The organism is Pseudomonas sp. PDM02, from assembly GCF_014852285.1.
In the GTDB taxonomy this organism is placed as follows: Bacteria; Pseudomonadota; Gammaproteobacteria; order Pseudomonadales; family Pseudomonadaceae; genus Aquipseudomonas; species Aquipseudomonas migulae.
The window spans coordinates 66,726-81,968 of the sequence record NZ_JACVBL010000002.1; the positions used below are offsets into that span (position 1 = coordinate 66,726).

General features: G+C 59.8%; 13 protein-coding genes and 1 tRNA gene. 10 read left to right on the forward strand and 4 right to left on the reverse strand.

Going from position 1 to position 15,243, the window contains the following annotated elements; translation table 11 throughout:
• The first annotated feature begins 77 nt into the window (after positions 1 to 77).
• The gene (locus IB245_RS03835) at positions 78 to 713 is read left to right on the forward strand and encodes a hypothetical protein (protein ID WP_008034678.1); all 636 of its coding nucleotides are present in this window, start codon (positions 78 to 80) and stop codon (positions 711 to 713) included.
• Positions 714 to 1,020: 307 nt separating this feature from the next.
• The gene (locus IB245_RS03840; RefSeq protein WP_192226665.1) at positions 1,021 to 2,526 is read left to right on the forward strand and encodes a YdgA family protein; all 1,506 of its coding nucleotides are present in this window, start codon (positions 1,021 to 1,023) and stop codon (positions 2,524 to 2,526) included.
• A gap of 3 nt (positions 2,527 to 2,529) precedes the next feature.
• Here the strand turns inward: IB245_RS03840 and IB245_RS03845 are convergent, their stop codons facing one another.
• Positions 2,530 to 4,056, reverse strand: coding sequence for an apoptosis inducing factor family protein (locus IB245_RS03845; RefSeq protein ID WP_192226667.1), 1,527 nt, complete (start codon positions 4,054 to 4,056; stop codon positions 2,530 to 2,532).
• 139 nt (positions 4,057 to 4,195) lie between these two features.
• Here IB245_RS03845 and IB245_RS03850 point away from each other — a divergent pair, with 139 nt between their 5' ends.
• The 5 genes from IB245_RS03850 (at position 4,196) to IB245_RS03870 (ending at position 7,977) form a co-directional block, all read left to right on the forward strand.
• Positions 4,196 to 4,756, forward strand: a complete 561-nt coding sequence (locus tag IB245_RS03850) for a YbhB/YbcL family Raf kinase inhibitor-like protein (protein WP_192226669.1) — start codon at positions 4,196 to 4,198, stop codon at positions 4,754 to 4,756.
• Positions 4,757 to 4,843: 87 nt separating this feature from the next.
• A complete protein-coding gene (locus IB245_RS03855; protein WP_192226671.1) occupies positions 4,844 to 6,529 on the forward strand; it encodes a vWA domain-containing protein in 1,686 nt (561 codons plus the stop codon).
• A 1-nt stretch (position 6,530) separates the two neighbouring features.
• Complete coding sequence (locus tag IB245_RS03860; RefSeq protein ID WP_008034657.1) at positions 6,531 to 7,097, forward strand: RNA polymerase sigma factor; 567 nt, start codon at positions 6,531 to 6,533, stop codon at positions 7,095 to 7,097.
• Positions 7,094 to 7,690 carry a hypothetical protein gene (locus tag IB245_RS03865; protein ID WP_192226672.1) on the forward strand — a complete coding sequence of 199 codons (597 nt, stop codon included), beginning with the start codon at positions 7,094 to 7,096 and terminating at the stop codon, positions 7,688 to 7,690. The genes IB245_RS03860 and IB245_RS03865 overlap by 4 nt, the downstream gene beginning before the upstream one ends.
• Positions 7,691 to 7,710: 20 nt before the next feature.
• Positions 7,711 to 7,977, forward strand: coding sequence for a hypothetical protein (locus IB245_RS03870; protein ID WP_225609790.1), 267 nt, complete (start codon positions 7,711 to 7,713; stop codon positions 7,975 to 7,977).
• A gap of 79 nt (positions 7,978 to 8,056) precedes the next feature.
• Here IB245_RS03870 and IB245_RS03875 read toward each other — a convergent pair.
• Positions 8,057 to 8,133, reverse strand: a tRNA-Arg gene (locus tag IB245_RS03875).
• Positions 8,134 to 8,481: 348 nt separating this feature from the next.
• Here IB245_RS03875 and gabD point away from each other — a divergent pair.
• The 3 genes from gabD (at position 8,482) to IB245_RS03890 (ending at position 12,741) form a co-directional block, all read left to right on the forward strand.
• Positions 8,482 to 9,924: an NADP-dependent succinate-semialdehyde dehydrogenase gene (gene gabD / locus IB245_RS03880; protein ID WP_008034642.1), complete on the forward strand. Its 1,443-nt coding sequence runs from the start codon at positions 8,482 to 8,484 to the stop codon at positions 9,922 to 9,924.
• A gap of 197 nt (positions 9,925 to 10,121) precedes the next feature.
• Positions 10,122 to 11,399, forward strand: coding sequence for a 4-aminobutyrate--2-oxoglutarate transaminase (gene gabT / locus IB245_RS03885; protein WP_008039680.1), 1,278 nt, complete (start codon positions 10,122 to 10,124; stop codon positions 11,397 to 11,399).
• 127 nt (positions 11,400 to 11,526) lie between these two features.
• A complete protein-coding gene (locus IB245_RS03890) occupies positions 11,527 to 12,741 on the forward strand; it encodes a response regulator (protein ID WP_192226677.1) in 1,215 nt (404 codons plus the stop codon).
• A 121-nt stretch (positions 12,742 to 12,862) separates the two neighbouring features.
• Here the strand turns inward: IB245_RS03890 and IB245_RS03895 are convergent, their stop codons facing one another.
• Both IB245_RS03895 and desA read right to left on the reverse strand, forming a co-directional pair.
• Positions 12,863 to 13,852 carry a GGDEF domain-containing protein gene (locus IB245_RS03895; RefSeq protein ID WP_192226679.1) on the reverse strand — a complete coding sequence of 330 codons (990 nt, stop codon included), beginning with the start codon at positions 13,850 to 13,852 and terminating at the stop codon, positions 12,863 to 12,865.
• Between the two features lie 143 nt (positions 13,853 to 13,995).
• Positions 13,996 to 15,183 (reverse strand): delta-9 fatty acid desaturase DesA, encoded by a 1,188-nt coding sequence (gene desA, locus IB245_RS03900; RefSeq protein ID WP_008034081.1) that lies wholly within the window; start codon positions 15,181 to 15,183, stop codon positions 13,996 to 13,998.
• Positions 15,184 to 15,243: the final 60 nt, after the last annotated feature.

Consider the following 15,243-nt stretch of genomic DNA (forward strand, 5'->3'; position numbering starts at 1 on the left):
TTGCTATGCTTTGACTTGATGAGGTCGCGCGTCGAACTCATCAATCAAGGCTCGCGTTGGTCATGGGGATTCCAACAATGAAAAACCCTTATGCTCCCGGCTTCTGGTGCGCTATTGCGGCGTTGGTATTGCTGTCGGCCACCTATTTCTACGGCATCATGCTGGCCCACCAGATCGACAAGGCGCTGGTGTTTCTCGATAGTGCTGCGGCGCTGATCGCGGTGATGGCGATCGTGGTGGTGGCCTGGGCTTCGTTCCAGGGTCAGCGCATCAAAAAAAGACAACTCGAACAAGGCAAGACCCTGGTGCTGATCTGGGACACCAAGGTCGCTTTGCGCCGGGTAGAAACGGTGTTCGATCGTTACTTCTGGGGCAGTTACTGGCAGCCGGGGCGCACGTTCCAGGAAGTCATGGGCGAACTCACCGGCACACCGCTGGAAAAAAGCCTCGAAACCTTGAAGAAGCAATGCCTGGCCCTCGACAAACAAGTGTCCGAGGACGACTGGCACTGGCTGAATAACGCCCGTGAACTCTCCGATGTCGCCGCCGCCATGGCACGCGAACGCTATCAGCTGGATTTCTGCGACCCGCGCGCGGACGTGACGGGCGGGGCGGTGATCAATCGGGATTTTGAAGTGCTGGTTTATACGTGGACGGCGCGGCTGAAAAGCTTTGATCATCAGCTGGATGAGATGGAAGTGCAGTATTCCTGAATCAGTTTCGTCAGTTCTGACGCCTTCGCGGGCAAGCCTCGCTCCTACAGGTTTTGCGTCGTTCACACATATCGTGTTCGACGCAAACCTGTAGGAGCGAGGCTTGCCCGCGAAGGCGTTTTCATTTCCGCCGAAACCCTCAAACCCTCCGCGCGGTCCATAGACACTCTTTAACCTTTAAACATTGGGCCGCCCGGTGCGCCTGATGCTAATCTCCTTCGCACTTTTCGCGCAGTCGTGACCGCAACCCGAAATGGGTTCAGGGAAGACGACCACACTCAAACAACGGACATTGAACGGGTCATTCATGAATAAATCAGCAGGCGTGCTTCTTGGAATCGTCGTGGCCATCGGTGCAATCAGCGCCGGCGGTGCCTGGTTCACCGGCACCAAACTCGAAGGGGTGCTGAACACCTCGATCGCCGACGCCAACAAAGAGCTGCAAGCCGCGCTGGTCGGTTCCAACGGCACCGCGTCGCTGGAACTGGTATCGCTTGAGCGCCACGTATTCAGCAGCACCGCACACTACCGCCTCAAGGGCCAGGGCGAGATGTTCGGCGAAGCACCGGTCGAACTGCTTTTCACCGACCGCATCGAACACGGTCCGCTGCCGCTCTCGCGCCTGATGACGCTGAAATTGCTGCCGGTCATGGCCACCAGTCACTACGAACTGGAAAAGACCCCGGTCACCGAGAAGTGGTTCGCCGCTGCCAAGGACAAATCGCCGCTCACCGGCGTGGTCAACATCGGCTATGACAACGCCACCAACGGCACCCTCGAACTGCTGCCGCTGGATGTCGCGCTGGACGACAAGTCCCACCTGAAATTTTCCGGCCTGAACCTCGAGGTCGCCGCCAACGCCCAGGCGCAGAAAGTCAAAGCCAGCGGCTACATGGACAACTTCACACTGACCACCGTGGCTGAAGACCAGACACCGGTGAAAGTCGAATTGAACGGCCTGACCCTGGCCAGCAATCTCGTCAAAAGCACCTACGGCTTTTACACCGGCGAGAACACCGTCGAGCTGACCGACAGCAAGACCACCTTTGGCGCGCAGCAGTCGGTGTTGGGCATCAAGAAATTTGAAATGAAGAACCAGACCGAAGAGTCGGGCACCAGCGCTTCCGGGCGTGCCGATTACAAGATCGGGGAAGTGTCCCTGAACGGCAAGACGGTCGGCTCCGCACAGATGGCCATGAGCCTGAAGAACCTCGACATTCCATCCACGATGTCGTTGATGCAGATCTACCAGACCAAACTGCAACCGTACGAGAAGGCCGCCGCCGAAGCGGTTGCAGCTGGCGAACCGGCCCCCGAACTGGTCTTGACCCCGGAAGAAGAGGCTCAGGTGAAAACCGGTCTGGAGAAACTGCTGGCAGCCGGCCCGCAAGTAGCTCTGGAAAACCTGTCGTTCACCACCGCCAACGGTGAAAGTCGCGCCAACCTGGTACTCGACCTGACCAAGCCACAATCTTTGGACCTGACGCCGGATCAACTGATCAAACAGTTGATTGCCCTGCTGGACGTCAATATCCAGGTGTCCAAACCGATGCTGGTTGATTTGCTCAGCGTCCAGAGCCAGATCGACGGCCAGGCTGACGTCAAGGTCGTTGCCGATCAAGCCACGGCCACCGCCGACATGTTCGGCGCCATGGCAGTCGGTACGCAGTTCGCCACGCTGGACGGCACTAACATCGTCAGCAAACTGCACTACGCCAACAACCAGGTGGAGTTCAACGGCCAGAAAATGACCCTCGAAGAGTTTATCGGCTTTGTGATGAGCAAACTCGGTGGTGCAGGCGTTGTTCAGTAACACCTAGACGTCCCGAATCAGCCGCCATGCCTCGTCAACCGGCAGCGGCTGCTTCATCTGCTCGGCCAGCATTGCCATCGCCCGCTCTTCATCGCAGGCGATGGCGGCGGTTACCACACCATTTTTGCCGAACAGGCCGATAAAGGGTGGATGGTACGGATCACCCTTGAACTCGACTTCGTCCCAGGCTTCGGCGTGACCGAGGTAGTCGTAGTTCTTGCCGAAGTGCCAGGTCCAGAAATACGGCACATCCAGGTAATGCTCATCACCGCCCAGCATGTTCATCGCTGCGATCCGCGCCTGTTGTTGCGCCAGGCGCCAATGTTCGATTCGTTGCGGTTGGCCATTGAGCGGGAAGGTCGCGATATCGCCAGCCGCCCAAAGCCCTTCGGTCACGCGCATCCCGCCGTCGACCTTCAGTGACTGATCCTTTTCCGTTGGCAAATCCTTGAACGGCCCGGTGGCCGGGCTGACGCCAATGCCGACCAATACCAAATCCGCCGGAAAGCGCTGACCATTATCCAGGCGCACCGCTTCGACCTTGTTCGTGCCTTCGATCTGCGCGGCTTCGCCCTCCGTATGAAACACCACGCCGTGGGCCACGTGGTGGGCAAGAATCGCTTTGCCGACCGTTTCGCCGAACTGTTTGGCGAAGGGCACCGCGTGGCGGGCCAGGACGGTGACGTCCAGACCGTATTCGCGTAGCGCCGCAGCGGACTCCATCGCGATAAAACTGTCGCCGATGATCACTGCCCGTTGGCCGGGTTTGGCGGTGTTCAGAATCCGTTGTGCCTGGTCTTTCGAGCGCAGCAAGAACACCTGCGGCAGGTCGGCGCCGGGAATGTCGAGAGCGTTCGGTGTGCCGCCCGTGGCGATCAGCGCGGCGTCATAGGTCAATGTCTGGCCGTCCTTGAGCTGCACCGTCCGGTTTTGTGCATCCAGGCTCGCCACTTCACCGTTGATGCGATCGATGCGTTGCTCGCGATAGAAGCTTTCATCGCGCAGTGGCGGGACTTCTTCCGGCGGCATTTCCCCGGCGATCACGAATTTGCTCAACACCGTACGGTCGTAACCGGCGTCAGGCTCGCGGTCGATCAGCAGCACACGGCCGCCGAAACCCTTTTCGCGCAGCGCCGCCGCACCCGCCGTGCCAGCGGCGCCGGCACCGATGATCACAAACGTACGTTCATCATCGGCCGGCGGGGTGTGAGCATCGTCCAGCGGCTGATCGTCGACCCAGACTTCGTCGTCGCGCACCTCCAGGGGATAGCGCTTGAGGCTGTCCAGCGACGGCGGTTCACAGAGCGCGCCGTCCTCGATCCGGTAAGCGGCCTTGTGCCACGGGCAAATCAGACGACCGTGACACAGCGCACCTTCGGCCAGCGGCGCCCCGGCGTGCGGGCATTCACCCTGATAGGCGCGCAATTGGGCGCCGACCCGCAGCAAGACGATCTTGGTGTCGCCAATCCGGACTTCCAGGCCTCGGTTTTCGGACACATCGGCAAAACGGGCGACGCGGTGCAGTGCCATGATCGTTCTCCAGGCAAGCGTTTCACTTAAGAGTTTGGCGCTTATCCCGAGGTTCAGCCAATTCCCACTGCCACCGCGTGAACGGTCCGGCTATAGTTTGCACGCCGACCACGGCCCCACCCGCACAAGGTGCTCCGGTATGACCCGATTGACCTCTCTGAACCCTTGGCTGGCGGCCGTTGCCGTCGCCCTTTGCGTGCAGTTTCCGGCGCAGGCCGCAGAACGCTTCACCGTCAGCATTCCCGGTGTCACCGACAACCGCCTGTTCACTTCGGCGGCGGCCAGCGATGCGGCCGGTTGTGGCGGCAAGAACCAGTCCCCGGCCCTGAGCTGGACTGCTGGCCCTGCGGGCACCCAGAGTTACGCCATCGTCATGCACGACCCGGACGGTCAGAAAGGCTTGGGTTCCGACCACTGGATTCATTACGGCATCAAATCCGCGACCCACCAGATTCCGGCCGGTGTTGGCGCCAAGTCTGCGTTTGAAGGCGTGGGCGGCAGCAACAGCAAAGGCACCATCGGTTACATCGGTCCTTGCCCGCCGGTCGGCGACAGCTCCCACCACTACATCATCCAGCTCTACGCCCTGGACCTTGCTCCGGACGCCTTACCGGCCGGTCTGACCCGCGCGCAGTTGCTGGAAAAAATCAAAGGTCATGTGCTGAAAAACAGCAGCGTGGTGCGGCGTTATCACCGCTGAAGTTTTTTTCAGCGGGGTTAACCCGAACCGGTGGGGCCGCCCGTCTCAGAGGATGAATGGATCAATTTCCTCCTGAGGTCAGCCCCCATGTCCCTCCCTCTGCATTTCCTCCGCCCGGCCGCCCAGGGTTTCAGCGTCGGGTTGCTGCTGGCCGTTGCCGGTTGTGGTGTTTCGTCCAAGCCTGAATCCCCTTCAGTTGCGTCTCCTGCACAACATGAGCTGGTGCGCAGTGAGGCGATCATGGCCGATGCGACCTTGGCCAAACGCAGCGTGAGTCCGGCACCGATGGCGAGTTTCGCGCCTGAATCTGCGCCGCCGGGTTATCAGGATGAGCAGCGCGAGCAGTATCAGGCGCTGGCGGATAACCCGATTCACAGCGTCGCCGAGGCGCCGGTCTCGACCTTCAGCGCCGACGTCGACACCGGCGCTTATGCCAATGTCCGCCGCCTGCTCAATCAAGGCCGACTGCCACCAGAAGGTGCGGTGCGCCTGGAGGAGATGGTCAATTACTTCCCCTACGACTACGCGTTGCCCACCGATGGCTCGCCGTTTGGTGTGACCACGGAACTGGCGCCGTCACCGTGGAACCCGCACACCCGCTTGTTGCGCATTGGCATCAAGGCATCGGACCGTGCGGTGGCTGAACTGGCCCCGGCGAATCTGGTGTTTCTGGTGGATGTGTCCGGTTCGATGGACCGTCGCGAGGGGCTGCCGCTGGTCAAAAGCACGCTGAAATTGCTGGTCGATCAATTGCGCGTGCAGGATCGGGTGTCGCTGGTGGTCTACGCCGGCGATTCGCGTGTGGTGCTGGAGCCAACTTCCGGACGGGAAAAAGCGAAAATTCGCACAGCCATCGATCAATTGACGGCGGGCGGCTCCACCGCCGGGGCGTCGGGCATCGAGCTGGCCTATCAAATGGCGCAGCAAGCGTTCATCCCCAAAGGCATCAACCGCATCCTGCTGGCCACCGACGGCGACTTCAACGTCGGCATCAGCGACTTCGACAGCCTCAAGCAAATGGCTGTGGATAAACGCAAGACCGGCGTTTCCCTGACCACCCTGGGTTTTGGTGTGGATAACTACAATGAACACCTGATGGAACAACTGGCCGATGCCGGCGATGGCAACTATGCGTACATCGACAACCTGCGCGAGGCGCGCAAAGTGCTGGTGGATCAGCTCGGTTCGACCCTCGCGGTGGTGGCGAAGAACGTGAAACTGCAAGTGGAGTTCAACCCGGCGCAGGTCAGCGAGTATCGGTTGCTGGGCTATGAGAATCGCGCGTTGAAGCGTGAGGATTTCAGCAACGACAAGGTCGATGCCGGTGAAATCGGTGCAGGGCATACGGTCACGGCGTTGTACGAAATTGTTCCGAAGGGTGAGAAGGGCTGGTTGGAACCATTGCGGTATGGCAGCGCTGAGTCAGCCACTTCGGCAAAGTCTGGAGAATTGGCGATGCTGCGTGTGCGTTATCAGCTGCCGGAAGGTGGGAACAGTCGCTTGATTGAGCGGCCGATTGCCGCTGGTTCGGAAGGCAAGGCCAGTGACGACCTTAGATTTGCGGCGGCCGTGGCGGCGTTTTCCCAGCAGCTCAAGGACGGGCGTTATACCGGCGATTTCAGCTTGAAGGACACGCAGGCGTTGGCTCGCGGTGCGCGGGGTGATGATCCATTCGGTCTGCGTTCTGAGTTCGTGCAATTGGTGGAACTGGCGCAGAGCCTGCGAACCACCACTGCATCCAACAGCGAACCGGTTAAAGGAGGCTACAACTGACATGTCTGCTCTTGAACCGAGCGACGAATCACTGCTGGCCCGTTACCGCAAAGGCGACGGGCCGGCGTTCGAGATTCTGTACGCCCGTCACCGGCAAGGTCTTTATCGTTTCCTGCTAGGCCTCAGCGGCAAATCCGAACTCGCCGAAGAGGTCTACCAGGAAACCTGGCTGAGCCTGATCCGCAGCACCAGTCAGCCACAAGGTCGGGCGAATTTTCGTACCTGGCTCTACCAGATCGCCCGCAATCGCCTGATCGATCACTGGCGCAAACACGGAATCCACAACCCCTTGCATGACAGCTATGACGAACAAACCCACGCCCTGGCCGATGACGCCGCCGATCCCGAACAACTGCTGAGCCTGAGCCGCGACAACCAGCGCCTCGAATCCGCCCTGCAAACCTTGCCCACCGACCAGCGCGAAGTGTTCCTGCTGCGCGCCCACGGCGATCTCGACCTGCCGCAGATCGCCACCCTCACCGAAACACCGCTGGAAACCGTCAAGAGCCGCCTGCGCTACGCCCAGCAAAAACTGCGTCGGCTGCTGGCCGAGGAGGTACTGACATGACTGACGCCCGCAAAACACCGGAAGACCTGATGCTTGAGCATTTCCGCGAGCATTCGACCGGCGAACCGCCGAGCCATCTTGATGCGTTCATCCTGGCTGCCGCACAGCGTGAAGTCCCTGCGCCGAAACCGAATCTGTGGCAGCGCTGGGTTCAGGCTTGCCAGAAGCCCCGTTGGCAGGTGGCGTTTGCCAGTCTTGTCGGTGTCGCGCTGCTGTTGGCGCTGGTGCAACGCACGCCGGAGCAAGTACCGAGTTACGACTTCGCCCCCAAAGCATCCGCCCCGGTTGCCAAAAAAGAGGCGGTACAAGCGCCGTCGTCAGTTGCGCGCTCGCTGGCTGCCCCAGCCGCGCCGATGGCCGATTTTGCCGCCCCCGCGCAGAGCGAATCGATCAGTGTCGAAATGGCTGATGAAGCAAAAGTCAGCAAACGCGCCGCCGCGCCGGTGAAAACCCTGGATGAGCAGTTGCTTGAAGTGGTTCGCCTGCAGAACGCCGGTCAGGCACGTGAGGCGGATGAATTGTTGGCGACATTACACAAACGCTTTCCCAAGGAAAATCTCGCGGCCCGGCTTAAGGAATTGAAGAAAAACTGAGGAATCAGAAGCTCTGCGATTTGGCATCCACCCCCGAAAGCGCGCACTATCGGCCTATAGCCGATGCGTTGGAGGATGCCGTGGCAAAAAAAATCGACCGCATCGCCCAAATGCTCAACTGCCCGGTCAAGGGCGAGGAACTGCGGCGAGCAGTGACCGAGAGTCGTAAGGAGTTTCTTCTGGCGAAACAGGCAGAAGAGGTTCTGGAGGAGGACGTCCTTGATGAAGAAGAGTTTGAGGGCGACGAAGACGATGATTACGACGAGTTCGACTGGACGACTGAATGAAAAAACCGTTTCGGCGGTTTTTCATGGCCCACAAAAAAGCCCCAGACCCTACGGCCTGAGGCTTTCTCGTTTCTATATATGGTGCACCAGGCGGGATTCGAACCCACGACCCCTGCCTTCGGAGGGCAGTACTCTATCCAGCTGAGCTACTGGTGCAAGCGGGCGCCATGATACTCATATGCACTGCGGGCGTCCATGCTGCTGAATCGACTGCGCTTTTTCAAAGCGTAACCTGCGTTTGCTACGTTGATCAGAAAAATTGAGCAAATGCGGCGTTTTCGTTCTTTTTTTCGAACAGCCTATTGTCCTTTACCCCCTTTGATCCTAGGATTCGTTTGAGATTTCAAACGCTCTTGTCTGGGTGCTGAACCGCACGAGTTCATTCCGTGCGCTATTTATGTGCTTCAGCCCGGTGAATGATTTCCCTGACGGCAGCCTTTGAGGCGCCTTTCTACAATCATAATTTGCTCCGCGCGTGCCGCGGTGCTGTTAAGGAAAGCCGACATGCAGCTTAAAGACACCCAGTTGTTCCGCCAGCAAGCCTTCATCGATGGCGCTTGGGTTGATGCGGACAATGGTCAGACGATCAAGGTCAACAACCCGGCAACGGGCGAAATTCTGGGCACCGTGCCGAAAATGGGCGCTGCCGAAACCCGCCGTGCGATCGAAGCTGCTGACAAAGCGCTGCCGGCCTGGCGTGCACTGACCGCCAAGGACCGCGCCAACAAGCTGCGTCGCTGGTTCGAGCTGATCATCGAGAACCAGGACGACCTGGCTCGCCTGATGACCCTGGAGCAGGGCAAGCCATTGGCCGAAGCCAAGGGCGAAATCGTTTACGCCGCTTCCTTTATCGAGTGGTTCGCCGAAGAAGCCAAGCGCGTCTACGGTGACGTGATTCCGGGCCACCAGCCAGACAAGCGCCTGATCGTTATCAAGCAGCCAATCGGCGTGACCGCTGCAATCACCCCGTGGAACTTCCCGGCTGCGATGATCACCCGTAAAGCCGGCCCGGCTCTGGCCGCCGGTTGCACCATGGTGCTCAAGCCTGCTTCGCAAACTCCATTTTCTGCGTTCGCTCTGGCTGAACTGGCTCAGCGTGCCGGTATTCCTGCGGGCGTGTTTAGCGTTGTTTCCGGCAGCGCCGGCGACATCGGCAGCGAGCTGACCAGCAACCCTATCGTTCGCAAACTGTCCTTCACTGGCTCGACCGAAATCGGTCGTCAGTTGATGGCTGAATGCGCCAAGGACATCAAGAAAGTGTCCCTGGAACTGGGCGGCAACGCACCGTTCATCGTGTTCGATGACGCGGACCTGGATAAGGCCGTCGAAGGCGCGATCATCTCCAAATACCGCAACAACGGCCAGACCTGCGTCTGCGCCAACCGCCTGTACATTCAGGATTCGGTCTACGATGCGTTCGCTGAAAAACTGAAAGTGGCTGTGGCCAAACTCAAGATCGGCAACGGTCTGGAAGTGGGCACCACCACTGGCCCGCTGATCGACGAAAAAGCCGTGGCCAAGGTGCAAGAGCACATCGCTGACGCCATTTCCAAAGGCGCAACTGTTCTGGCTGGCGGCAAGTCGATGGAAGGCAACTTCTTCGAGCCGACCATCCTGACCAACGTGCCGAACAACGCAGCCGTGGCCAAGGAAGAAACCTTCGGTCCATTGGCGCCGCTGTTCCGCTTCAAAGACGAAGCCGACGTGATCGCGATGTCCAACGACACCGAATTCGGTCTGGCCTCGTACTTCTATGCTCGCGACCTGGGTCGTGTGTTCCGTGTGGCGGAAGCCCTGGAATACGGCATGGTTGGCGTCAACACCGGGTTGATCTCCAACGAAGTCGCGCCGTTCGGCGGCATCAAGGCGTCGGGCCTGGGCCGTGAAGGCTCCAAGTACGGCATCGAAGATTACCTGGAAATCAAATACCTCTGCCTGGGCATCTAAGCTCGAGGGCATAAGCCCGGCAAGGCATTGCTTCAAACGCAAAGGGCACGAGAGCGCTGACCCTTTGCGTGCTTCAACCGGAATTTTCTCTGTGGCCGGGAACGCTGTGGCAGTCGATCATCGCATGCTGCCTCAGTTGCCTCCCCGCCGCATTTTCCTTGAACCACGCCGCCCGATGAGCGGTGAATGAGGACTTTATGAGCAAGACTAACGCTTCCCTGATGAAACGCCGCGAAGCCGCTGTACCACGCGGTGTTGGCCAGATTCACCCGATCTTCGCCGAGTCCGCGAAGAACGCCACCGTGACCGACGTTGAAGGTCGCGAGTTCATCGACTTCGCCGGCGGTATCGCCGTGCTGAACACCGGCCACGTGCACCCGAAAATCATCGCCGCCGTGACCGAGCAGCTGAACAAGCTGACCCACACCTGCTTCCAGGTACTGGCCTACGAGCCGTACGTAGAAGTGTGCGAAAAAATCAACGCCAAGGTGCCAGGTGATTTCGCCAAGAAAACCCTGCTGGTGACCACCGGTTCCGAAGCCGTTGAAAACTCCATCAAGATCGCCCGTGCCGCCACTGGCCGTGCCGGCGTGATCGCCTTCACCGGCGCTTATCACGGTCGCACCATGATGACCCTGGGCCTGACCGGTAAAGTCGTGCCTTACTCGGCCGGCATGGGCCTGATGCCAGGCGGCATCTTCCGCGCGCTGTACCCGAACGAACTGCACGGTGTGAGCATCGACGATTCGATCGCCAGCATCGAACGCATCTTCAAGAACGACGCCGAGCCGCGTGACATCGCTGCCATCATCATCGAGCCGGTTCAGGGCGAAGGCGGTTTCTACGTCGCGCCTAAAGAGTTCATGAAGCGCCTGCGCGCCCTGTGCGACCAGCACGGCATCCTGCTGATCGCTGACGAAGTGCAGACTGGCGCTGGCCGTACCGGCACCTTCTTCGCCATGGAACAGATGGGCGTTGCCGCCGACCTGACCACCTTCGCCAAATCCATCGCAGGCGGCTTCCCGCTGGCCGGTGTGTGCGGCAAGGCCGAATACATGGACGCCATCGCTCCAGGCGGCCTGGGCGGCACCTACGCCGGTAGCCCGATCGCTTGCGCCGCGGCCCTGGCCGTGATGGAAGTGTTCGAAGAAGAGCACCTGCTGGACCGCTGCAAGGCAGTCGGCGAGCGTCTGGTCACTGGCCTCAAGGCCATCCAGGCCAAGTACCCGGTGATCGGCGAAGTCCGTGCCCTGGGCGCGATGATCGCGGTCGAGCTGTTCGTCGATGGCGACAGCCACAAGCCAAACGCTCCAGCGGTCGCTGCTGTCGTGGCCAAGGCTCGTGAAAAAGGCCTGATCCTGCTGTCCTGCGGCACCTACGGCAACGTTCTGCGCGTCCTGGTACCGCTGACCTCGCCGGACGAGCAACTGGACAAAGGCCTGGCGATCATCGAAGAGTGCTTCGCCGAGCTCTGATCACCGAGTGTGACCTGATCGACAAAAAACCCGCTTCGGCGGGTTTTTTCATGACTGCAGAACCTGCCGCACTTTTTCAAATGGCCCGCATTGACTAAGGTGCAAGCAGTGCAAATGGAGTATGCAGATGACCGCTGTAGTTTTGCCCGCCGTACCGCGTGTGCTGATTGCCGAAGCTGACCCCTGGTCCCGCGACTTGCTCAAGCAGGTGCTGTTGAAAGTGCGCTGTGACGCGCGGCTGGATCTATGTGCCGACGGTCAACAGGCGTTGGAGCTGCTGGCGGAAAATCCTTATGACCTGGTGATCGTCGACTGGGAGTTGCCCGGTGTCGATGGCTTGAATGTCTTGCGCAATGTCCGCCAGCGCAAACGCAATCCGCCGTTGCCTTTTATTCTGATGAGCACCCGCAACGACAGCGCCAGCGTGCGCGAAGCCTTGCCCCTGGCGCCCTCGGCGTACCTGACCAAACCCCTGAACATGGAAAGCCTGACCCTCCGTCTGCAGGATTTGCTGCTGAACGCTGGGGAACAGGTGTCGTGTGAGGTGCCGGCGTTGGCGCCGGGCATGAGCTTGTCGGCGTACCTGGAGTGTCGTCGTGAGTTTACCGACGGTGCGCCGCTGATGACCGACGTGGAACTGGCGGTCAAGCGCAGCCTTAATCCCAACGGTCTTGACCTGAAGTTGCTCGAAGATGAAATCCGCATTGATCCGCAGATCACCGCCGTCCTGATCGCCGCCGCCAACAGTGCGGCCCAGCATCACGGCGCTGCGGTACAAACCCTGTCCCAGGCACTGCATCGGCTGGGCACCGGACAGAGCATGAATCTGATTTTGGGGTTGGCGCTCAAGCGCAGTGCGCGGCTCAGCGATCCGCTGTTGGGCGATTATGCCGAGCGCTACTGGAACCTCTCGCTGCACACCGCTGAATACGCCCGGACATTGGCACGCTTGCTGGATCTGGACCAGGAGCGCTGTTACTGCGCAGGCATGCTGCATCGCTTGGGTGACCTTGCGTTGCTGCGGTGTTTGCAGGAATGGAAGCAGTCCGGTGGAGAGCTGGATGAATGGGAGGAAGTCGGTGATGCACTGGCCGAGTTCGGTGCAGCCTATGGTTCGGCGTTGCGAACCCGCTGGCGCCTGCCTCTGGAGCTGCGAGAGCTGATTGCGGCGGTCTACCAGCTCGGTGGCGGGGTTTACTCGCGCGAAGCGCTGGTGATGAACATGGCGGCGCAGTTGGCGCGATTGAATGAGCATGAAGGCATCGAGGAACTGGCCAAGAGCCGGACGGCGCGGTTGCTCAAGATTGGCTTGCCGGAATTGATACGTTTGCGCAAAAAATAAACCTGTCTCCAAACCCTGTAGGAGCCGGCTTGCTGGCGATCCGGACAACGCGGTGTGGCTGATTAACCGCGGTGATGCCATCGCCAGCAAGCCGGCTCCTACAGGGATCTGTGTTGGGGTTTCAGCCGGAGATGATCCGGTTCTTGCCCTGGCGCTTCGCTTCATACATCGCCGCGTCCGCGCGGGCGAACAGGCTATCCAGGTTTAAATCTTCGGCCGTCAGGCTGGTCAATCCCTGGCTGACGGTGATGCCGAACGTCTGGTCATCATGGCTGAAGCTCAACCGCTGAATCTCCCGTTGCAGGCGCTCGGCCACTTGCATGGCCATGTCCGGTGCGCAACCGGGGAACACCGCCGCAAACTCCTCACCACCAATGCGTCCGAACACATCGCCGCGCCGTAAAGCCGCTTGCCCGCACTCGGCGATCCGTTGCAGCACGTTGTCGCCTTCCGGATGGCCGTAGGTGTCGTTGATCAATTTGAAGTCATCGATGTCCAGCAACAGAAACGCCAACGGCGTGCCTTTTTTTCTTGCCTGTTCGAATTCAAGGTGGGCGCAGTCGAAGAAGTGGCGGCGGTTGCTGCTCTGGGTCAGGACATCGGTAGTAGCCAGGCGATGCAACTCGCTTTCCATCTGCTTCTTGTCGGTGATGTCTTCGGCAATGCCGACGATGATCAGCGGTTGACCCGGTTCGGCTTGCCGGTTGATGAAGCACTTGTCGCTGAGCCAGCGCACCTGGCCGTCGGCGGTAATGATGCGGTACTCACGATCTTCAACGGCGCCTTTGACCAGCACCTCGGCGAGGCTGCGCTCGGCGTACTCCAGATCGTCGGGGTAAATGCTATCGCGCCACTGATTGGCGTCGGCCAGCAACAGGCCGGCGGGCCGACCGAAAATCCGTTCGTAGGCAGGGCTCACGTAGAGCACCTGGCGGGTTTCCCAATTGAACGCCCAAAGCACCGCGTTAACGCTCACCAGCAGCGAGCTGAACAGCTGTTCGCGTTCGCTCAGGCGCGCGACTTCGCCTTGGGCATGCATCAGCGCCATCAGGGTTTGCGCGGCTTCCGGCCACTGGGGTAGGGATGAGTCTTGCAGGTTCTTATTGACCATCGACACAAATCTCAAGGACGTGCCGCGTGTTCGACAGCGGCCACAACAAAGCCCGCCGTAGTGGCGAAGTGTCTTTGAGATAGGGGATTTGGAGCTAAGTTCCGAAGGGTGCGCCCTCGAACGGGGCGCACCGATCAACGGTGTCAGGCGGTAGCGGCAGGGCGCAGGGAATAGGTCTTCAATTGGTCGGCGAAGTCGCGCAGGGACTGAATTCCGCTGGCTTCGGCTTCGTGTACCCAATCCTTGATGGCCGCCAGCATGTCGTGACCATTTGAGCTGGTCTTGACCCAGATCTGCTGCAAGGCCAGTCGTTTCTCGTAAATTACCTTCAGCGCCTGACTGTGCTCGAGCATGGTCTGGATGCGCAGGTGGTGTTTGTCATCGAGCAGGCTGGTTTCCCGCGAGAGCAGGCGTTTGGCCCTGTGGAATTGGTGACGGACCGAGTGATCGACCTTTTCCAGCTCTTGTTTGACCAGCGGCGCGATCACCAATTTGCGGTACTGGGCCATGATCTGGAAGCGGTTGTTGAGGATGGCCATGGCGGTGTCCATGTCCAGGTTGCCTTTGCCTTCGACCCGGTGGGCAATCGGCGCAACTCGTTGAACCTTGGCCAGGCGCAGGAAACTGAAGACCTGGATCCAGGCCCAGCCGAGGTCGAATTCCCACTTCTTCACCGACAGTTTTGCCGAATTAGGATAGGTGTGATGGTTGTTATGCAGTTCTTCACCGCCGATCAGGATGCCCCAGGGCACCAGATTGGTCGCCGCATCGCGGCATTCGAAGTTGCGGTAGCCGACGGCGTGGCCCAGGCCATTGACCACACCGGCGGCCCAGACCGGGATCCACATCATCTGGATAGCCCAGATGGTGATGCCGATGGTGCCGAACAGCAGCAGGTCGATGACGGCCATGATCGCCACGCCCAACAGCGGGTAACGGCTGTAGAGGTTGCGTTCGATCCAGTCTTCGGGGCAATTCTTGCCGTAGATGCGCAGGGTCTCGGGGTTTTCCGCTTCGGCTCGGTACAGCTCGGCACCTTTGCGCAGAACGGTGGACAAGCCCTTGATGACCGGGCTGTGCGGGTCATCGACGGTTTCGCATTTGGCGTGATGCTTGCGGTGGATGGCGGTCCACTCGCGGGTGTTCTGCGCCGTGGTCAGCCACAGCCAGAAGCGGAAGAAATGTTTCAGGCCGGCATTGAGCTCAAGCGAGCGATGGGCTGAATAACGATGCAGATAGACCGTCACGCCGATAATCGTGACGTGGGTCATCAGCAGGGTGACTGCCACCAGTGACCAGGGCGACAAGCCGAGAAAACCTTCGTACCACATAGGCTATAGCGCCCTCGATAAAGAAAAAAACAGCCGTTGCATTATCACTAAGCCCACAGA